We start from the raw sequence: 19,101 nt of genomic DNA on the forward strand, positions 1-19,101 counted from the left end.
TCCATTAATTAGTTAGTGATATTTTTCCAATTTCCATTTGCTGAAACTGCGAGTTGTCCGTCAATAAGAACTGCGAGTTGACCATCACTGGAAACGCTCAAGTCAGATGCGCTGTCAGACACTTTTTGAAGAAGCTTGCTTAAACCGCTTGTCATATCAATCTCATAGATAGCGTTCGTGCTGTCACCGTCAGCTGTTAGTGCGTAAAGCTTGCCGCCGGATTGAACCAATTGATAGATGTCCTTATCTGCAAAGATTGTGCTGATTGCTTTTCCTGCGTTGTCTACGGAAACCAAAGTGCCAACGCTTGCATCGTCTGCACTAACGGAGACATAAGTAACTTTGGAGCCGTCAGCGGCGATTGTAAGGAAGACTTTATCACTAGCATCTTTTGTCAGCTGCACGGGTTTGCTATCGCCTGATAAAATGCTGTAGTAGAAAATTTGTGCTTCTGTACCTGTTGCATCAATGACAACATCGTCAAGCTCTACATCCTTGGAGCTGTCAGCTGTTACTTTCGGTTGTTTATTAACGGAGAAAGTAAATTTAGTGCCGTCTGCAGACACATCCAAGTTTGCTTTATAATCGACTTTATCATCAAGTACTTTAGTTACAACGCCGTCTGCTGCATTGATTTTGGCGATAACAGAGTTCTTATCTCCTTGCAAGAAGAACAGGGACGAGCCGTCTTTGGACCATTGCAGCTCATTTTTAATGGAAGTGTCCTTGCTGATTTGAGTTGATTTCTTCGAGTTCAGATCAATCGCGAACACAACGCCGTCAGCATCGGAGTAAGCGACTCTGCTTCCATCTGGCGAAAGAATAAGATCGGAAGTATCGGAAGAAGCGAGCAGCAGCTCATATTTTCCAGTAGCTGCATCTACTAAATAATCTTCACGGCCTGCGTTGCCTGTATTGGATACGAGCAGTTGGGAAGAGCTGATCCAGATCGCTTGCTCAGCATCGTTAAGCATTTGAATAGTAGAAATAGTTGGGTTTTCTGCATCAGTGGAGTATGTACCGCCTAATGCCTTTACGAATGTTGCCGGCTCAATAAAGGCAGTGTTGCTTACTGTTTTAACGGCATGCTGTAGAGCAGTTGCTGTACCGTTCACTGTGATCGATTTTGAAGCGGATTTAAGCTTAATAGTCGTAGAACCTAGCTTAACGACAATTGTGCCATCGCTATTAATATGAAGCGTTGCACCAACAGCATTTACGATGTCGCGGACTGAAGCGAGTGCAGCACCAGCATCTGAAAGGGTCCGAATAGCCGAAGGGTTTGCGTTTACGATAAATGTTGTATTACCGATTTGCAGCACCTGCTGGTTTGAAGCTGTTTGTGCGAGTACCGGAGTAACTGCTGTTGCGCTTATAGCCGCTGCGATCATGGAGATTACCATTGCTTTTTTCATTTGCATGGAGTAGGATCACCTTTCTGGTTTGGGATATTTTTTAATCAGTTTGCAAACTGTACTAGATGTATTTCGTATGGATGAATCATTTCTCCCTGATATTAACAGTGAATTATTATCCCAATATTTATAAAATATAAAGAAAATGTAAATGTAGTAACCTTTTTGGTCTAAGAGAAAAGGGTGGGAAAAGCAGAAAAAGCCTAGAGAATAGGCCTTTTTACACAAGGACTGAAGTATGATGAGATCATTTGATTTGTAAACGCAAAATAAAAAAAACCTTAAAAGATCCGTATACAGATCCTTTAAGGTTTTTTTTATCGTTTTATTCTATTTTTTCATCATTTTAATCAGCAAAATAATAATCGTACCGAAGATGATGACCAAGCTCACTGGCAGCAGCCAGATGCCAAGCCCGGATGAGTGTCCGAGAGCATTTTGAACAAAGGCCCAGTTTAAATATCCGAAGAGAGCGACCACTTCAAGCTTCATCCAACTGATTAGAAGAATTGACAGTTTGTACTTATGCGGTGCATTTTGCTCTGTAATGGCTATAGGATAATTAAAGTGATGCGGAGGTACTTTTCGTAAAAGGGTAAAACCGACGTAGAAGAGCAGCAGCAAAATGGGGAACATGACCATCGTCCCCTTGCCTCCCCAGCCATCAGCAACGCCGCTGCCATTATAATGAATAGCTATTGTGGCAGGCAAATCGGACCATTTAAGGATCAGATACACAATGGAGAAAAGTAGAATAAGGATGGAGATCAAATCATGCCATTTTTCTGTACTTGTTTTTGGGATGGAGAGGACAGGTCTTTCTACCATAGGAGCAGCACCGCCAATCAATGAATAATTGCATACCTATTTGATTATACGAAAAAACCCCTAATTTGGTAACAATTATATCATTTATAGTTTACTAGGTTAAACGTTTGGCGTAACAGTGACGAGGCATGCCGCCATACATCGGTTTTGTAAATTGAAGCGTGAACCCATGCGCCTCTAAATTTTTGCGGCTGGCATGATTATCTGGATGAACCGTTGAGTATAAATGCAAGCAGCCGTATGCGCGTGCTTGTTCCTCTCGCAGATTGTGAAAATATAGCTGCAAGCCTTGACCGCGAGCAGACTCATGTACGACTGTTCCATTTAGTGAGGCTACACGAAGAAGTTCATTTTGAGGTACGCCGAACTCTCTGGCTAGATTATCGGCCTCAAAGCCTGGGAATGCTATAACCGAGTAGGCGAGTAGGCGATCATTTTTGTAGGCCCCATATATTTCTCCTCTATCACGAATAAGCGAGTGCAGGTATTCCTCATCGTCTGTCGCATACAGATCGGACTGTGGAAGACGTGACACGACGTCTAACATTAAAGCATGCACCTCTGCTATGTCATCATGCCCCAGCTTGCGAATGATCATATCCAATTTATTTACCACCTATCATCTATATTTGATCTGAAGGCTATCTTATAAACCTTATGATAGCAGTATAAAACGTTCTAAAACAATCCTAATATACAGAGCATCCGCCTCTCAAGAACATACTGGACTAGTGCATGCAACCTTTCAAACCTCATCCTCGTTCGAAATAGTGAGCATACAAAAAGAAGCAGGAGGCGAAAACAACCATGAAAAAACGATGGGGGACGGCAATTGCAGCGATCGCTGTGATGTTATCGACATCATTTGCAACTGAGGCCCTCGCGGCTGCTCCTTTCACAGATATAGCTAATACAAGCAACAAACAGAAGATTGAAGCCCTGCAGGGGCAAGGCATTATAAAAGGGGGGAGCGATATGGAATTCGGTCCAGAAGAGGAGCTTACAGCTGCACAAGGTATTTCTCTAATCGTAAGAACGACGCAAATCAGTCTTGCGGCAATCGATTTTAATATCGCACCTACTGCTGAGGGTCTGTTCTCGAAGGTGAAAAATGAGGCTTGGTATGCGCAGGATTTCATTAGTGCTCATTATAACGGTGTAGATATTCCAGCAGATATCGATCCAAGCGCGCCACTAACGAAAGAGCAGTTCGTTCATTATCTTATTCAGGCGGTTGAAGCAACAGGACAATATCCATTAATCAAAATGTACATACACATTGCGGATATGGATGATATCGATGTCGCCTATCAAGGTACGATTCAGCGTTCGCTACTATACAGGTTTACAGCGTTAGATGAAGCAGGAAACTTTGATCCAACTCATGTGTTGACTCGGGCAGAAGCTGCATCCATCTTGTATGAAGCCAATAATTTCTTAGAGTTCCACAGAAACCATGCAGCTGCTGAGAGTGAAGCGAGCGAATAAGATCAACAAGTCAACAAACAGAAAAAAAGAAGCTGAACAGAAGGTGATTAAACGGTCTGTTCAGCTTCTTTTTTTGCATAATATCACACAACAACTATTTTGTTCTATGTGTTCGATTTTTTCTTAATAGCGGCAAAAACAGCAAAAGCATAATTTTTGTAAATGCAATCGGCTTCAACAAAACCCGCTTCCCGCAGCCAATTCAATTGATCCTCGGCGGTTGCGTTAATATCTAGCTTTCTTCGTTCCATTGACGCTTCAATATTTTTCGTTGAGAGATCAGTCCTGCTGACGGAGTCTTCCCATTGCTGCATATTAGCTCGCTCGAAGAAGGCGGATGTGCCTGCAGCCTGATCAGCGTTAACAAAAACACCCCCATCTGTCAGCAGGTCATGAATGACGCGAAATAGCTCTCTCTTTGCAGGGTGAGGCAGATGATGTATGGATAAGGAAGAGATAACGGCATCATATTTTCCGGTATAATCATATTTCAAATAGTCTGCATTAATATAATTGAAAGCGGGATTATCGGCAAAGCGGGTGCGAGCCTGCTTTAGCATTTCATCGCTTAAATCAATCAAGGTAATAGCAGCATTCGGATATTTTTTGAGAACATAAGAAGAAAAAAGTCCTGTTCCAGCACCTAAGTCCAAAATACGCGGAGCGTCGTTTTCGCAGTTGACCCAATCGGTTGCTATCCCGTAGAAATCATCGAAGCAGGGGATCAAATGACGACGCTGAATATCATAATTCTCGGCTCCGGCATCGAATTGTTTTTTCAAAATTTCACTCATAATGGGACCTCCTTGTTTTTGTTTGGTCATTTACTTAATCTGTATATTACTGCCATTCCGCTAATTAAGGAAATATATAAAACAAATATAATTAATAGTTTAAAACTATAAGACAACGACTTCTTATTAACAAAAAAATGGGTATTGTGCTCTCCAGTTTTTGATGTTATTATTGGTGAAATTATTAAATGATTATCCTCACGGATGAAATGATAACCAATCAAATAGCTACAAAATCGATGACGAGAAAGAGTACGTTATACGACTGATCGAACAGAGAGTTGGGGCAGCTGAAAACCAATGTTCAGGCGTTAATGGAAAGCCATCTCCGAGAAGCAGGCTGAATTTGAGTAAGCTCTGCCGCAATTCCAGCGTTATAAGGAACATGTATTGTTTGATACATGAGCGGAGTGTCACGTTTAGGCGTGAAACTAGGGTGGTAACACGGGTGGAGACTCGTCCCTTTATAGGGATGGGTCTCTTTTTTTTGTTTTCAAGCGAACTGGCTAGACAGAATGTGACTACAAAAATTTTAGGGGGTTCTACAGTGAAAACTTGGTCAATGAGTGAGATGATATCACCAACTGTAAAGCAAATTCCGCCTTCGGGCATTCGGAAGTTTTTTAGTCTGGCGGAAGGAAACAAGGATATTATTTCACTAGGCGTAGGGGAACCTGATTTTGTAACACCTGAACTTGTTAGGAGCGCATGCGTGCGCGCTCTTGAGCTTGGAAAAACGTCTTATACGCCAAATGCTGGTCTGCTTGAGCTTAGAGAAGAGATAGCAAATTATTTATATAACGGCTTTCAAGTGAAATATGAGCCTTCGAATGAGATTATTGTTACGGTGGGAGGCAGTGAAGCGATCGACCTTGCACTGCGGACTTTAATTACAACTGGCGATGAGATTATTGTGCCGGTACCTAGCTATATTGCTTATTCTCCTATTGCGCAGTTAAATGGCGGCAAGGTTGTTGAGGTTGAAACGTATGCGAAGGATCACTTCAAGCTGACGGCTCAGGCTTTGCGGGCTCAAATTACGCCGCGTTCAAAAGTCATCATTGTCAATTATCCCAACAATCCGACGGGCGGCATCATGACTTATGAGGATTGGCTGCCGATTGCGCAAATCGTGGAGGAGCATAATCTGATTGTCATTTCGGATGAGATCTATGCGGAACTAACCTATGACCAGAAGCATGTGAGCTTCGCTTCTTTGCCGGGAATGAAGGACCGAACATTGCTGATCAGCGGTTTCTCCAAGGCATTTGCTATGACAGGCTGGAGGATTGGTTATGCATGCGGACATCCAGAGCTTATTGCAGCTATGCTGAAAATTCATCAGTACACCGTGATGTGTGCGCCGATTCTAGGTCAGATCGCGGCAGTAGAGTCGCTCCGAAACGGTATGGAAGAAATGAAAATGATGATGGAGTCATACGCTCAGCGCAGACGGATGTTCGTGCGGGGGCTTCAGGATATCGGGCTGCCATGTCATGAGCCTAGGGGTGCTTTTTATGCATTCCCGTCGATTGCGCATACCGGATTAGACTCTGATGCTTTTGCACAAAAGCTGCTTACGGATGCTAAGGTTGCAACGGTTCCGGGGCATGTATTCGGTTTAGGAGGGGAAGGCTTTATTCGCTGCTCCTACGCATCCTCTGTATCCAGACTCACAGAGGCGCTTGATCGCATAGACCGCTGCTTGAAGGCGAATAGTTAAGCTGCATACTAAATAAGGGAGCCATAGGAGGCTCCCTTGCTTTCAGCCCTTAATAGAGGCAGGTTAAAATCATTGAAGCACAGCCCATGTATTACTTGCTCGGGAAAATAATCATAATGTCGGTACCCTCCCCAAGCTGGGAGCGAACCTCGATTCGTCCATTATGTGCCTCTACAATCATTTTTGCGATACTCATGCCAAGACCTGTTCCTACCGTGGATTCTTCGGTATTCGTGCCGCGGTAATATCTCTCGAAAAGCTTCTGCAGCGTTGTCTCATCCATGCCATTTCCATTATCGGATACGTGAATGAAGGCCTCATCATTAAACATTCCACATGCTGCCGTGACGGTTATGCCGGGCGAGTTATGCTTCACAGCATTTGAAAGTAGATTGTCCATGAGCCGCTGCAGCCACTTTTCGTTTCCAATTACGGTAATAGGAAGTTCAGCTTCTTCATAATGGAATTCCACAGCGCTGAGGGTTGCATCATTCACATATTTTAAGATGGATCTGCGCACAAGCTCACCCAGCTCCAGCTCTTCACGGTCCATTTGCGCTTCGGGCTGCTTGAGTTGAAAGACATGTGAGAAGTCGGTCATCAGCTCCAGCATATAGTCACTTTTTTCGCGAATCATTTTACCCATTTCCTGAAGCTCTTGATGGTCCCAATCTGTCGGCATGTCTTCCAAAATGTAAGCATAGCCTTGGATCGTTGAGAGGGGCGTACGTAAATCATGTGAAATGCCGCTCATCCATTCCTCGCGTGTTTTCTCAAGCTTAAGGCGATCCTTCTCCGTTTGCGCGAGCTTCTCTGCCATTTGGTAAAAGGCATGAATAACCTCGCGATAGAGTCGATAGCGAGTGCGCAGCTTGCCATTTCGGCGAAACACCCTCTTGCGATCCTTTGGTGTAAGTACTTCGTCATACAATCCTTGTTCCATTCGTTCAAACCATCCTGCAAATAGAATGAGAGGCTGCCCATAACGATAGCCATGCCATGCGGATATCGCAAGCGACAGCAGTAGAGTAGCAGCTGCAACCCAAATGAATACCCACAGCGCTTCTTTGAAAAAGGGTTGACCGAAGACCTCACCAGGCTTGTTTGGAGTATGCATAATCCATGTTAGGCTGCTGCCTTGGGGCTGATATACGATGATATTCGTATCAAAACCACCAGGTGATTGCTGTATCGCTAAAATTTCAAGCGGTTCATAAGTGTTGTCGGATGGCGCATGATCGCCAATGATTTGGACGCTCTTTCCGTTTTGATCGGCAACAACGAGATAGCTGTTGCTTTGTCGCAGTTGATCCAGCAGGAGAGGCATCTTCGCATCGGCAACGAGACCGTCTTGCTGATAGGCCTCGTACCAAGTCGCAAGCATATCCAGCTGCGGGTTTTCATAACCGAGAAGGTAGAGCATTGGTGATGCATAGCTTTGATCAAGCTCCGTTTCGACCGTATAAGGGCCGTATTTCTTCGTTTGCTGAATCTTTAGCAGCTGTGTTACAGAATAGGAGCTTGGCAGATCTGAACCTGTGTTTTCTGACACGATGACGTTGCCCTTGATGTCCAATACCTGAACCCATACATGGCGCTCTTTAATAAGCTTTTTCCAGTGCGAGGGGACTTTAACGTTCTTATTATCGATATAGGACTCAGCAACGATAGATGAAAGTGCGCCCGAAGGGAAGTTTCTTTTTAGCTCTTCATTTCCGATTTTATTAATAATGATAAGTAAGAGCACCATAATTGCCAAAAATATAAGGATGGAATAAATAATTAATTGGTAGGTAAAATGAAAGGCCATTCGCCGCTGTACCCTCATAGGCTGATTGGCTCCTTGGCTAATTTATAGCCTAATCCGCGAACAGTTAGCAGATGCGTCGGCATGCTGGGGTCGACTTCGATTCTCTCGCGTATGCGCCGAATATGAACCATGACCGTATTATCATCACCAAGCCCGTCAATGCCCCAAACTGCCTCATAGAGCTGGCCCTTGGAGAAGACAATGCCGGGATGCTTGCAGAAATGCAGCAGCAGCTGGAATACTTGTGCTGGGCAGGCGACAGGCTCATGATCGACGAGCAGCTCTCCGGCTGCTTCATTTAATTGAAAACGGCCATAGCTGAATATAGGCAGTGCATGTGCTGGATTAGTTGAAGGAGCAGAGCTTCCTATTTCATCAAGACGACGGAGCCGCGCTTTAATCCTCGCCGCAATCTCTAGCGGATTGAATGGCTTGGTTATATAGTCATCACCGCCCATTGCAAAGCCGGTAAGGATATCAAGATCGGAAGCTTTAGCAGTTAGAAAGAATATATGAGGATTGCCTAACAGCCGAATTTTCGAACAAAGCTCAAATCCGTTACCGTCTGGGAGCATCACATCAAGCAGGATAATATCGGCTCCGTTGAGGGCGATGGCATCCAGTGCTTCTTGGCAGGTTCCGGCTGTGAAAACCTGTTGAAAGCCTTCCTTTCGCAGGACAAGCTGGAGCATTTTCACTATGGAAGGCTCATCATCTACGATAACAATTTTATTCATAATCATTTTTCATCACCCTTTGCTATGCTACCATACAAACCTTAACAGCAGTTTAACAAAAAAGGAAAAAATTAAGCTGCTGTTATACCCTTGTTTCTTCACTGTTCAAGTGGGCTCATTAAGATTAGAGACGAGGTGATTGTCATGATAAATGGATTGGAACAAGGAGGCCGGGTTCGTGTTATTGACGCGATTCGAGGCTTTAGTTTACTAGGTATTTTAATAGCAAATATGTTGATTTTTCAGTATGGCTTGTACGGGATGGATGAAATGGCATTTTTCAATCCATCAGGACTGGATAACGTCGCGCATGCCGTGTTGAAAGTGATGGTGGAAGAAAGCTTTATGCCGATTTTTATGTTCTTGTTCGGATATAGCTTATACAAGCTGAGAGACGGTCTCGTGCAGAAGGGGCTGAAGCCGTGGCGTTCGCTCGTACGACGTTTTTCTATTTTAATGGGGCTAGGACTTATGCATAGTATGTTTCTGTGGGAGGGTGATATTTTACTGGCTTATGGCCTGATGGGATTTGTACTGTTTCTATTTATAAAAAGGAAGCCGAAAACGCTCATCATTTGGGCTGTTATATTAAGCGTCTTATTGGCATCCGCCGGTTATGGCAGGAATGAGATGTCGCCGAAAGATGCGAACATGATGACGGAATATGTGGAGCAGTCTATTCCTATTTACACCAGCGGAACGTATAAGGAAATCAAAGATTTTCGTCAAAACGAGAAGCCGTATGAGCAGTCAGATATTATACTCGCTCTGATGCTCCTTATTACCCCGCTTCTGCTTGCTCCGATGTTCCTATTCGGGCTAGCCGCTGCACGTAAGCAATGGTTCCATAATCCGAGGCAGGAACGAGGGAGGTACGTCAGGCTTGGAGTGATTTGTCTGCCTGTAGGCGTTTTGTTCAAAAGCATTAGCGTCTGGAATGAGGATTGGGCGTTTGGAGGAATTTTCTACACACTCGGTGCCCAGCTTTTAGCCTTCGGATATATCTTTGTATTTGCCGTCATGCTGTCCGCTTTAGGGAAGAATTCCATCATCGTCTCGGCTTTCGAAGCGGTTGGAAGAATGTCGTTGACTAACTATTTGATGCAAACGGTCATTTGTACAACGATCTTTTATGGATATGGGGCAGGCTGGTTCGGTAAAATAGGCGTGGTGAACGGATTATTACTCGCCTTACTTATTTATGCCATTCAAGCAGCAACCTCCCGCTATATGCTTAGTGTTGTGAAAAATGGACCTATCGAAAGATTGATGCGGATGTGGACCAATTGGACACTAAGTGGGCGGGCTGAAGCAAGGAGTAAGGTCATTAAAGGCGTAGATTTGGATGCTGGTTGAATGATAAAGAAAAGACAGCGATAATCGCTGTCTTTTCTTTTAACTCTTATTGATCGCTTCCATGAGCATATCAGCATAATACTTCGCTCCAGTTGTCTTCAAGTGGACGCCGTCATGATTGAAGAAATCTTCTTTTCCTTTGCTTTTCGTATACCAATCAACTAATGTAACATTTTCTTCATTAGCAGCTGTTTCTGCCAGCATTTTATTTACGGTATCCTGCCATTTGCGAGGAACACGGGCGTTGACCAAGATAATATGTCGCTCTGTACTGATAGCGGTGAGCAGTTTATCCATCTGTTTGGTTGTGAATGCTCCGTTTGTTCCAAGCTGAAGAATAACCGTACCGCCAAGCTTATTATTCTTTTTCATTTCTTCAATAACTTCGATGGCTTGCGATAGCTGTCTACCTACTTTGCCGTCAACGATGATCCCCGGAAGTGCTTCCTCCAAATAAGGCGCTACGTTCAGAATGACTGAGTCGCCGATTACACTGATGCCGCCTTGAACGATTGGCGTCGAAGGCTTCGATGTAGGAGTTGGCGTAGGCGTCACTTCCTCCTGCGGCGGTACAGTGGTCACTGGTTTATCCTTCACAGGTTCTTCTGTTGCAGGTGGCGGGGTGACCGTTTCCTCAGAATCTGGATTTTTCGATTGATCTGTCGATAAATCATCCGGTTTTTTGGAGTCTTGATCGGAGGGCGGATCCGCTTTATTCGGCTGTTCTGTTGGTGCAGGAGGCTTCTCCTGCTCGTTATCTATGGGTTGCTTGTCGCCCCCATCGCCTTCTTGCCCAGTCGTTCCTTGCGTCTCATCCTGGGGCGGAGCGACGGTTTCATTGGAAGGACCAGGTGCTACGGCAGTGATGTCATTATCGTCTCTATTAGCAGACTGTAAATTTTCGCCGTTCACGAAGAACATGACGGAAAAGATAAGAACCATAGCTGCGAGATAAGCTATATTTTTTACCATTTTAGGTTTACGCATTTGTTGAATGAATAGCCGTTTAATCATGCCCGCTGCCTTATCCAGCTTACCATGGCGGATTGGCTCCTCCACAAATCGCCAAGACAGTTCAGCTAAAATAAAGGTTAAAGCTATTTGAATGATGACTCGTACTGGTTGGAATTCGCCAATCTCAGCTGTTGGTGTCGTTAATACGATAATCGGATAATGATACAAGTATATGCCATAGGATCGAACACCAATCCAGGTAAGAACTTTACTTCCGATGATCCGAGAGAGTCTGCTTGCAGGATGTGCCAGAGCAGCGACTACAATAGCGGTAGCGACGGCGAGCAATACCATACCGCCTTGATAAAGAAATGAGCTGTATTCACCCGTCCGGTTTATCATAACCAAAATGATTGCTAAACCAATAGTTCCGATCGCATCTAAAGTGAAACGGCTTCGAGTGGATAGTGCCTCAGACAGCTTCCAGCTGGGCCATACGATAGCAAGCGCTGCACCGATTAGAAGAGCGAAGGCTCTTGTATCTGTGCCATAGTAGATTCGGCTGGGATCAGCCCCGGGCTGATACAGCACCGCCATTGCAGCGGCGGATAGGGCTGCTGCTGCAAGTGTCAACAAGGCGAGTTTACCACGTTTTGGAACAAACCGTACGATGAGTGCAAGCAGCAAAGGCCATAAGAGATAGAACTGCTCCTCTACCGCCAGAGACCATAAATGGCCAAACGGGGAGGGAGGGCCGAAGCTCTCGAAATAGGAAACCTTATGAAAAATGAGCCACCAGTTGCTTATGTATAGTAAGGCTGAGCCGATATCTCCTTTTAGTGTAAGGAGTCTCCCCGCATCACTAATCCATAGCCATATGGAAACGAGTGCGATCATGGTAAACATCGCGGGAAGCAATCGTCTAGCGCGCCGTATGAAAAAAGTTTTTAGATCCAATTGTTTATTTTGACCAAGCTGCTTTAGCAAAATGTCTGTGATGAGATACCCAGAGAGAACAAAGAACATGGTAACACCAAGCAACCCGCCTGGAACCCAGTCAAGGTTTAGATGATAGGCGATAACAGCAAGAACGGCAATGGCTCGTAGACCATCTAGTCCCGGCATGTAACGACTGCTGCTTTTGATCGGCTTAGGCATGGTGACATCCTCCTAGACTTAAAGAGACAGGGAGATTCGCTGCAAGGCGGGTTTGACGAAGAAAGTGAGATAAGCGATGATTGTTGAAAATAATACCGATGGTAAAAATGATGTTCAGCCCCTCTGGATGTTAAATCGTTGTATAACTAATTATAGGGCTTGAAACGATGAAAAGTCGTAACAGACGGGTTACAAATCGGTATCAAATGGGTTACAACGACGCTTTTATATGGTATTTTAAACGAGCGACTACTATTATGGATCATTCATGCTGCTAGGTTTCCAGATGGATGAGAAAAGGGAGCGATAAACATGTCAGAGCAATCCAAAGAGTGGATCTTGCATTCCGTTATTTTCAGCTTGAAGCATGAGAGGGATTCAGAGGCGGAGCGTTTGTTTTTGGAAGATGGTAAGCGCATTCTTTCTTCCATTCCTACTGTAACGAACTTTCATGTATATAAGCAAGTAAGTGTTAAAAATGATTTTAGCTACGGCTTCGCTATGGAGTTTGCGAATGGAGCCGATTACGAAGCTTATAATGTGCATCCGCTTCATGTTCAGTTCGTCAGTGAGCGTTGGGAGAAGGAAGTCGAGAAGTTTCTAGAAATCGATTATGCAAAATAAGAGAAGCATTGAAGATTTAATATAATCATCATATAATACGGTATAGATAGAACATTTTCGAACAAATATGAACGAAATGGGAAGAGGGACTAGCAGATGAAAAAGCTTAGAGTGTTGCAGCAGCTAGCGGATGCGGGCGTTGTGGCGGTATTGCGCGCGGACTCCGCAGAGGAAGTAGCAGACATGGCTCGCCATGCGATTAAGGGCGGAATTAAGGCGATAGAAATTACGATGACGGTGCCGTTCGCGCTTCGTGCAATTGAACAGCTGTCGAAGGAATATTCAAGCTCCGCAGCGCCTGATGCGGATAACTATGCAATCATTGGTGTAGGCACGGTGCTCGATCCGGAAACGGCCCGCGCTGCTATATTGGCAGGAGCAGAATACGTGGTTGCTCCAGCGCTTAACCCTGATACGATAAAGCTATGCAACCGTTATTCCATTCCGGTTATGCCGGGAACGATGACGATTCATGAGATTCAAAGCGCGCTTGAACTGGGCGTTGATATCGTGAAGCTTTTCCCAGGCAATCTATACTCACCTAGCGTTATTCCTTCTATTAAAGGACCGTTGCCTCAGGCGAATGTTATGCCTACTGGCGGAGTGTCGCTCGATAATCTGAAGGATTGGATCAAAGCGGGCGCGGTAGCGGTCGGTATTGGTTCCGATCTAACGAAGGATGCCGTTAAGACTGGCGACTTCTCACTAATTGAGAAGAAAGCGGCGGCATACATCGCAGCATATCGCGAAGCAAAAGGACTTTAATTCATTCCATACCCTGATAGAGCGCAAACTCTATCGGGGTATTTTTATATGAGGCTGTTAACGGTTTCGATCAACCACTTTTATAAATTGTTCTTAGGGGAAAATAAGGTACATGCCGCTATTTAATCGAGATCAGATTCGTATTCGTGATCCATATATACTCGTGAATGAACGGGAAAATGTCTATTATTTGTACGGCATGACTGACGCTAATGTGTGGGATGCATGCTGTTTCATTCCTTGCAAGGGAAGCTAATGCTTGCGAAACATACGCCGAATAACCAGCCCTTAGAACGAGCTGTATTTATAGAAGTGGAAGAAATGGAAGGGACGCTGCAACGTCCCAATCGCGTATAAATGTCACAACTGACCGTCTCTAATTATAGTTTTAGGCTTCATTCGCTTGATTCTGGGCGGAATTAGCGTTATAACAGAAACAGGATGTTAGAGTACTAATTAATTGATTAAAGGAGTCGTTCATTTAATGGATTATCGTATTGAGAAGGATACAATGGGTGAAATTCAGGTTCCTGCAGATAAGCTATGGGGTGCACAAACACAACGAAGCTTGCAAAACTTTAAAATTAGCGGAGAGCGTATGCCGATTGAAGTCGTCTATGCTATGGCTTATATCAAGAAAGCATCTGCTCAAGCAAACGCGAAGCTAGGCGTTTTGGATGCGGCAAAATCAGCTATTATCGGTGAAGTGGTAGACGAGATCGTAGGTGGCAAATGGGACGAGCACTTCCCGCTTGTCGTATGGCAAACAGGCAGCGGCACACAAACAAATATGAACGTGAATGAGGTTATCGCTAATCGTTCCAATACATTGCTTGCAGAACGCGGCAGCGAAGTACGCATTCACCCGAATGACGACGTGAATCGTTCACAAAGCTCGAATGACACTTTCCCTGCAGCTATGCATATCGCAGGCGTTATTGCGCTTGAAGATCGTTTGCTTCCGGCGATTGATCTGCTGAACGGCACACTTCGCGCGAAAGCAGAGAAGTTCAATGACCTTGTGAAAATTGGCCGTACGCATCTTCAGGATGCTACACCTATTACGCTTGGTCAAGAGATTAGCGGCTGGTACTCCATGCTGGACAGAACACGCGCGATGCTTGTACAAAGCGTAGATACGATGCGTGATCTTGCACTTGGCGGTACAGCTGTAGGAACAGGTCTTAATGCACATCCTGATTTCGCAGTTGCGGTTGCGGAGGAAGTAACGGCTCTTACAGGCAAAAGCTTTGTAACGGCAGCGAATAAATTCCACTCGCTTACAAGCCATGATCAAATCGTATATACGCATGGCGCTGTAAAGGCACTTGCTGCTGATTTGATGAAAATTGCCAATGACGTAAGATGGCTGGCAAGCGGCCCGCGTTGTGGAATCGGCGAAATTTCTATTCCAGAGAACGAGCCGGGCAGCTCCATTATGCCAGGTAAAGTAAATCCAACACAAAGCGAAGCTTTGACGATGGCAGTATGTCAGGTTATCGGAAATGATACAGCGATTTCGATGGCGGCAAGCCAAGGTAACTTTGAGCTTAACGTGTTCAAACCGGTAATTATTTATAACTTCCTGCAATCAGTAGCTTTGATGGCTGATGGCATGATTTCATTCAACGACAATTGCGCGATCGGCATCGAGCCGAACGAAGTGGCAATCAAACGTAATTTGGATCAATCACTTATGCTGGTTACAGCTCTTAATCCTCATATCGGATATGAGAACGCAGCAGCGATTGCGAAGAATGCTCACAAAAAAGGACTTACACTGAAGGAGTCGGCTATTGCGAGCGGCTTGCTAACTTCAGAGCAATTCGATGAGTTTGTTCGTCCTGAGAATATGATCGGCAAACGCTAATAAATCAGTTGCAAAAGAGTAGGGGCTGGCGCCCGTCTGATGAAGACAAAGCGCTGGCCCCTTTATTTGTGGTATGATACGAGTGATTGTGATAAAGACTATATCATCCAAAAAAGTAGGTTTGACTCATGCATTTATTATCGGTTGAAAATATAACAAAAAGCTATGGCGAGAAAGTATTGTTCGAAAATGTAACCTTTGGCGTGGAGGATGGCGACAAGGTCGGCATCATTGGCGTGAACGGTACAGGAAAGTCAACGTTTCTGAAGGTAATTGCAGGGCTGGAGCCTGCTGATTCCGGCAAGGTTTCAATCGGTAATCGCGTCACGGTTCGGATGCTTGCTCAGGACCCTACCTTTGCTCCTAATGAAACAACGCTGGAGCATGTGCTCGGCGGCGATTCCCCGCAGGCTCGCGCGGTACGTGCATATACGTCTGCAATGGAAGCTATTGAATTGAACCCTAATGATCTAGCGGTTCAAGATAAGCTGATGAAGGCAAACGAGCTGATGTCAGAATTTGATGCATGGCAGCTCGAGAGCGACGCTAAAATGGCGCTAACCAAGCTCGGCATTTATGACTATGAAGCAAAGGTAGAGACACTCTCTGGCGGTCAACGCAAACGGGTTGCTATGGCAGCTGCGCTGCTGCTTCCATCAGATGTGCTTATCTTGGATGAGCCTACCAACCATATCGATAACGACTCTGTTGCTTGGCTGGAGGGTATGCTTCAGAAGCGCAGAGGAGCATTGCTCATGATTACGCATGATCGCTATTTCCTTGATCGTGTAAGTAATCGGGTAATCGAGCTTGATAAAGGCCAAGCTCATTTCTATCAAGCCAATTACAGCCGCTTTCTAGAGCTGAAGCTGGAGCGGGAAGAACGAGAGTCGTCTACAGAGTCGAAGCGTCAAAGCTTGCTTCGAAATGAACTCGCATGGATTCGCAAAGGAGCAAAAGCAAGAACGACGAAACAGAAGGCGCGTATCGATCGTTTTGAAGCATTGAAGGCAGATGCTCCTAAGCAAGCGGGCGGTAAATTGGAAGTGTCAGTTGCTTCTACCAGACTCGGCAAAAAAATTGTAGAGATGGAAGGCGTTACGAAGCGCTATGGCGATCGAACGCTTATCCGTGATTTTAATTATATCGGTGTGCCGGAGGATCGCGTCGGTATCGTTGGCCGCAACGGCAGCGGAAAATCGACGTTAATGAAACTCATTGCTGGAAAATTGATACCGGATGAGGGAACAGTGGATCTAGGAGCTACGGTAAAGCTAGGCTGGTTCTCACAGGAGCATGAAGAGATGGATCAAACGATGCGTGTCATCGAATACATCCGTGAAGATGCGGAGCAGGTGAAAACAGCAGATGGATCACTTATATCGGCTGGACAAATGCTGGAGCGTTTCTTGTTCTCGCCAACGATGCAGTGGACGCCGATCGCAAAGCTATCTGGAGGAGAGAAACGTCGATTGCAGCTGCTGCGCGTGCTCATGAATGCGCCTAACGTGCTGCTGCTTGATGAGCCGACGAATGATCTCGATATTTCCACATTGACGGTTCTTGAAGATTATTTAGATGATTTCCCAGGCGTTGTGTTCGTTGTATCTCATGATCGCTATTTCCTGGATCGCACAGTCGATAAGATTGTCGCATTTGAGGGAGATGGCCGAATTACTCACCACACCGGCAACTATACGGACTATCAGGCTTATGTTGAAAAACAAGGCAAACTTGCTTCAGCAGCTGCTTCTTCGGCAAAATCAAGCACAGCTTCAACAAATGTCGCAGCTGCGCCAGCTGCTAAACCAGCAGTGAAAGAGCCCGTGCTCAAAATGTCCTACAAGGAACAGAAGGAATACGAGGAAATTGACGATAAGATTTCAGCAATGGAAGCAAAGCTGAACGGGGTCGCGGCAAGCATGGAGGCGGCAAGCAATGATTCCGCACGCTTGCAAGAGCTGATGCTGGAGCAGGGCGAACTTGAAGCGAAGCTTGAAGCGCTGATGGACCGCTGGGCGGAGCTTAACGAACTGGCAGAAAAAATTGCTGCTCAGAAGTAAAGAGAAGCCTTTTTTGATAAAAGTGCACGAGCTTGATAGGGCTCGCTAATTTTGAGAGGAGCTGCAACATAAATGAGTACAACGGATATTCGCAATATTTATTGCATCGGACGCAACTACAAGCTTCACGCGCTGGAGCTGGGCAATGAAGTTCCTGAGGAGCCGCTCGTATTTACGAAGCCTTCGCATGCGGTCATTCCGATGAATGGTCAAGCTATTGCGCTTCCGGGCAATGTGGGCGAGGTGCATTTTGAGCTGGAGATCGTCTTGCGGATTGGGAAAGCTTACGAGCCGGGGATGGATACGGAGCAATGTATCGATGCGATGGCACTTGGGCTTGACTTGACGCTTCGCGATGTACAATCTAAGCTGAAGGCAAAGGGCCAGCCATGGCTTGCTGCCAAAGGCTTCAAGAACTCCGCACCGCTCAGCAATTGGCTTCCTTATCCGGGAGCAGCTGCGCTTGCAGAGAATGAGTTTGTACTGCTTCGCAACGACGAGGAAGCTCAGCGGGGGCTTGCTGCTGACATGCTGTTTAATGTCTCTCAGCTCGTTGAGTATGTTGGCCAGCATTACGGTCTAGACGTCGGCGACATTATTTATACCGGAACACCAGCGGGTGTAGCTGCGCTTCATGATGGTGACCAGTTGCAAGCCGTATGGGCAGGAACGCCTATCGGCAGCTGCAGCGTAAAGCTTGCTTAAGCATCTAATCTATCTTGTAATAGAATCTTTTTTATGAACAGTTCTTCCGTACACTTGGAAGAACTGTTTTTTTGTGTCACAATTTGCTCATGGGAGAGTGAGTAGATTGTGAGAATCGTATGGATAGAGGACGAACAACAGCTGCTTTTGGAATGCTCGGATTTTTTACGTAAGGAATCGGTAGAAGTGTACGGCGCTTCAACATTAAGTGAAGCGGAGCTTCTTATTGCTAAAGTACGTCCTGATTTACTATTGGTCGATTGGATGCTGCCTGGCGGAGCTAGCGGAATAGATATATGTAAGCTGAACGAGAAGCGGTGGAAGCTGCCGTTTATTATGGTAACGGCTAAGGGTGATGAATTCGATAAGGTGCTGGCACTTGAGCTTGGCGCAGATGATTATTTGACGAAGCCGTTTGGTTTGCGGGAGCTAAGTGCGCGAATTAAAGCAGTTATGCGCAGAGCAGGCAAGTCGGATGACCCTGCGGAACAAGTTTTGAATGAGTTAGTGATTCGAAGAGGACCGCTTTTACTGGATCAGGCTCGTTTTTTGGCGATGCTGGATGGACAGAAGCTTGAGCTGACTCGTACCGAGTTTTTGCTGCTATGGAAGCTTGCGTCGAACCCGGGCAGAGTGTTTACGCGCACGCATTTAATGGATGAGGCATTAGGCGATGGCTTTCTCGGCTATGAGCGAACGCTTGATTCTCATATTCGTAATTTGCGGCGTAAGCTGGAGAACTTTGAGGAAGAACGATCTCTTATTCAGACGGTCTATGGTGTAGGCTATCGCTTCGCAGAGGGAGTGTAGT

At 45.5% G+C, this 19,101-nt stretch carries 17 protein-coding genes and 1 other annotated feature; of the genes, 10 read left to right on the plus strand and 7 right to left on the minus strand.

What is annotated here, in order from left to right; genetic code table 11:
• Positions 1-8 precede the first annotated feature (8 nt).
• The 3 genes from AC0YOD_RS13950 to AC0YOD_RS13960 all read right to left on the minus strand — a co-directional run bounded on the left by AC0YOD_RS13950 (position 9) and on the right by AC0YOD_RS13960 (position 2,841).
• Entirely contained in the window at positions 9-1,421 is a 1,413-nt protein-coding gene (locus AC0YOD_RS13950) for a stalk domain-containing protein (RefSeq protein ID WP_475799901.1), read from the minus strand.
• A gap of 324 nt (positions 1,422-1,745) precedes the next feature.
• Positions 1,746-2,243, minus strand: coding sequence for a DUF1648 domain-containing protein (locus AC0YOD_RS13955; protein WP_475799902.1), 498 nt, complete (start codon positions 2,241-2,243; stop codon positions 1,746-1,748).
• 94 nt (positions 2,244-2,337) lie between these two features.
• On the minus strand, positions 2,338-2,841 hold the full coding sequence (locus tag AC0YOD_RS13960; RefSeq protein ID WP_475799997.1) for an N-acetyltransferase family protein: 504 nt from the start codon (positions 2,839-2,841) through the stop codon (positions 2,338-2,340).
• Positions 2,842-3,050: 209 nt separating this feature from the next.
• Here AC0YOD_RS13960 and AC0YOD_RS13965 point away from each other — a divergent pair, with 209 nt between their 5' ends.
• Positions 3,051-3,731 (plus strand): S-layer homology domain-containing protein, encoded by a 681-nt coding sequence (locus AC0YOD_RS13965; protein ID WP_475799903.1) that lies wholly within the window; start codon positions 3,051-3,053, stop codon positions 3,729-3,731.
• Positions 3,732-3,835: 104 nt separating this feature from the next.
• Here the strand turns inward: AC0YOD_RS13965 and AC0YOD_RS13970 are convergent, their stop codons facing one another.
• Entirely contained in the window at positions 3,836-4,525 is a 690-nt protein-coding gene (locus AC0YOD_RS13970) for a class I SAM-dependent methyltransferase (protein ID WP_475799904.1), read from the minus strand.
• A gap of 230 nt (positions 4,526-4,755) precedes the next feature.
• Positions 4,756-4,992 (plus strand) — a binding site (T-box leader).
• A gap of 95 nt (positions 4,993-5,087) precedes the next feature.
• On the opposite strand from AC0YOD_RS13970, the gene AC0YOD_RS13975 reads away from it, so the two are divergent.
• Positions 5,088-6,248 carry an aminotransferase class I/II-fold pyridoxal phosphate-dependent enzyme gene (locus AC0YOD_RS13975; protein WP_475799998.1) on the plus strand — a complete coding sequence of 387 codons (1,161 nt, stop codon included), beginning with the start codon at positions 5,088-5,090 and terminating at the stop codon, positions 6,246-6,248.
• 91 nt (positions 6,249-6,339) lie between these two features.
• Here AC0YOD_RS13975 and AC0YOD_RS13980 read toward each other — a convergent pair whose 3' ends face one another.
• Both AC0YOD_RS13980 and AC0YOD_RS13985 read right to left on the minus strand, forming a co-directional pair.
• Positions 6,340-8,076 carry a sensor histidine kinase gene (locus tag AC0YOD_RS13980; RefSeq protein WP_475799905.1) on the minus strand — a complete coding sequence of 579 codons (1,737 nt, stop codon included), beginning with the start codon at positions 8,074-8,076 and terminating at the stop codon, positions 6,340-6,342.
• Positions 8,073-8,801: a response regulator transcription factor gene (locus tag AC0YOD_RS13985; RefSeq protein WP_475799906.1), complete on the minus strand. Its 729-nt coding sequence runs from the start codon at positions 8,799-8,801 to the stop codon at positions 8,073-8,075. The genes AC0YOD_RS13980 and AC0YOD_RS13985 overlap by 4 nt, the downstream gene beginning before the upstream one ends.
• Before the next feature lie 138 nt (positions 8,802-8,939).
• Between AC0YOD_RS13985 and AC0YOD_RS13990 the strand changes: the two genes are divergently transcribed.
• Positions 8,940-10,151, plus strand: a complete 1,212-nt coding sequence (locus AC0YOD_RS13990) for a DUF418 domain-containing protein (protein WP_475799907.1) — start codon at positions 8,940-8,942, stop codon at positions 10,149-10,151.
• A gap of 39 nt (positions 10,152-10,190) precedes the next feature.
• Here the strand turns inward: AC0YOD_RS13990 and AC0YOD_RS13995 are convergent, their stop codons facing one another.
• A complete protein-coding gene (locus AC0YOD_RS13995) occupies positions 10,191-12,263 on the minus strand; it encodes an acyltransferase family protein (RefSeq protein ID WP_475799908.1) in 2,073 nt (690 codons plus the stop codon).
• A 312-nt stretch (positions 12,264-12,575) separates the two neighbouring features.
• Here AC0YOD_RS13995 and AC0YOD_RS14000 point away from each other — a divergent pair, with 312 nt between their 5' ends.
• The 7 genes from AC0YOD_RS14000 (at position 12,576) to AC0YOD_RS14030 (ending at position 19,100) form a co-directional block, all read left to right on the plus strand.
• Positions 12,576-12,887: a Dabb family protein gene (locus AC0YOD_RS14000; RefSeq protein WP_475799909.1), complete on the plus strand. Its 312-nt coding sequence runs from the start codon at positions 12,576-12,578 to the stop codon at positions 12,885-12,887.
• Between the two features lie 96 nt (positions 12,888-12,983).
• Entirely contained in the window at positions 12,984-13,652 is a 669-nt protein-coding gene (locus tag AC0YOD_RS14005; RefSeq protein ID WP_475799910.1) for a bifunctional 2-keto-4-hydroxyglutarate aldolase/2-keto-3-deoxy-6-phosphogluconate aldolase, read from the plus strand.
• Positions 13,653-13,764: 112 nt separating this feature from the next.
• Positions 13,765-13,908 carry a hypothetical protein gene (locus AC0YOD_RS14010; protein ID WP_475799911.1) on the plus strand — a complete coding sequence of 48 codons (144 nt, stop codon included), beginning with the start codon at positions 13,765-13,767 and terminating at the stop codon, positions 13,906-13,908.
• A gap of 228 nt (positions 13,909-14,136) precedes the next feature.
• A complete protein-coding gene (gene fumC / locus AC0YOD_RS14015; RefSeq protein ID WP_475799912.1) occupies positions 14,137-15,522 on the plus strand; it encodes a class II fumarate hydratase in 1,386 nt (461 codons plus the stop codon).
• A 128-nt stretch (positions 15,523-15,650) separates the two neighbouring features.
• Complete coding sequence (locus tag AC0YOD_RS14020; RefSeq protein WP_475799913.1) at positions 15,651-17,585, plus strand: ABC-F family ATP-binding cassette domain-containing protein; 1,935 nt, start codon at positions 15,651-15,653, stop codon at positions 17,583-17,585.
• A 72-nt stretch (positions 17,586-17,657) separates the two neighbouring features.
• On the plus strand, positions 17,658-18,290 hold the full coding sequence (locus AC0YOD_RS14025; protein WP_475799914.1) for a fumarylacetoacetate hydrolase family protein: 633 nt from the start codon (positions 17,658-17,660) through the stop codon (positions 18,288-18,290).
• Positions 18,291-18,398: 108 nt separating this feature from the next.
• Positions 18,399-19,100: a winged helix-turn-helix domain-containing protein gene (locus tag AC0YOD_RS14030; protein ID WP_475799915.1), complete on the plus strand. Its 702-nt coding sequence runs from the start codon at positions 18,399-18,401 to the stop codon at positions 19,098-19,100.
• Position 19,101 lies beyond the last annotated feature (1 nt).

Source organism: Paenibacillus sp. J31P13 (assembly GCF_056269295.1).

What these genes read in the sequence shown, in the direction of transcription:
- AC0YOD_RS13990 (WP_475799907.1), top strand. Translation starts at nt 8,940, where the DNA reads ATGATAAATGGATTGGAACAAGGAGGCCGGGTTCGTGTTATTGACGCG.
- fumC (WP_475799912.1), top strand. Translation starts at nt 14,137, where the DNA reads ATGGATTATCGTATTGAGAAGGATACAATGGGTGAAATTCAGGTTCCT.
- AC0YOD_RS13995 (WP_475799908.1), bottom strand. Translation starts at nt 12,263, where the DNA reads ATGCCTAAGCCGATCAAAAGCAGCAGTCGTTACATGCCGGGACTAGAT.
- AC0YOD_RS13965 (WP_475799903.1), top strand. Translation starts at nt 3,051, where the DNA reads ATGAAAAAACGATGGGGGACGGCAATTGCAGCGATCGCTGTGATGTTA.
- AC0YOD_RS14000 (WP_475799909.1), top strand. Translation starts at nt 12,576, where the DNA reads ATGTCAGAGCAATCCAAAGAGTGGATCTTGCATTCCGTTATTTTCAGC.
- AC0YOD_RS13955 (WP_475799902.1), bottom strand. Translation starts at nt 2,243, where the DNA reads ATGGTAGAAAGACCTGTCCTCTCCATCCCAAAAACAAGTACAGAAAAA.
- AC0YOD_RS13980 (WP_475799905.1), bottom strand. Translation starts at nt 8,076, where the DNA reads ATGAGGGTACAGCGGCGAATGGCCTTTCATTTTACCTACCAATTAATT.
- AC0YOD_RS14010 (WP_475799911.1), top strand. Translation starts at nt 13,765, where the DNA reads ATGCCGCTATTTAATCGAGATCAGATTCGTATTCGTGATCCATATATA.
- AC0YOD_RS13950 (WP_475799901.1), bottom strand. Translation starts at nt 1,421, where the DNA reads ATGCAAATGAAAAAAGCAATGGTAATCTCCATGATCGCAGCGGCTATA.
- AC0YOD_RS14005 (WP_475799910.1), top strand. Translation starts at nt 12,984, where the DNA reads ATGAAAAAGCTTAGAGTGTTGCAGCAGCTAGCGGATGCGGGCGTTGTG.
- AC0YOD_RS14025 (WP_475799914.1), top strand. Translation starts at nt 17,658, where the DNA reads ATGAGTACAACGGATATTCGCAATATTTATTGCATCGGACGCAACTAC.
- AC0YOD_RS13975 (WP_475799998.1), top strand. Translation starts at nt 5,088, where the DNA reads ATGAGTGAGATGATATCACCAACTGTAAAGCAAATTCCGCCTTCGGGC.
- AC0YOD_RS14020 (WP_475799913.1), top strand. Translation starts at nt 15,651, where the DNA reads ATGCATTTATTATCGGTTGAAAATATAACAAAAAGCTATGGCGAGAAA.
- AC0YOD_RS13985 (WP_475799906.1), bottom strand. Translation starts at nt 8,801, where the DNA reads ATGATTATGAATAAAATTGTTATCGTAGATGATGAGCCTTCCATAGTG.
- AC0YOD_RS13960 (WP_475799997.1), bottom strand. Translation starts at nt 2,841, where the DNA reads ATGATCATTCGCAAGCTGGGGCATGATGACATAGCAGAGGTGCATGCT.
- AC0YOD_RS13970 (WP_475799904.1), bottom strand. Translation starts at nt 4,525, where the DNA reads ATGAGTGAAATTTTGAAAAAACAATTCGATGCCGGAGCCGAGAATTAT.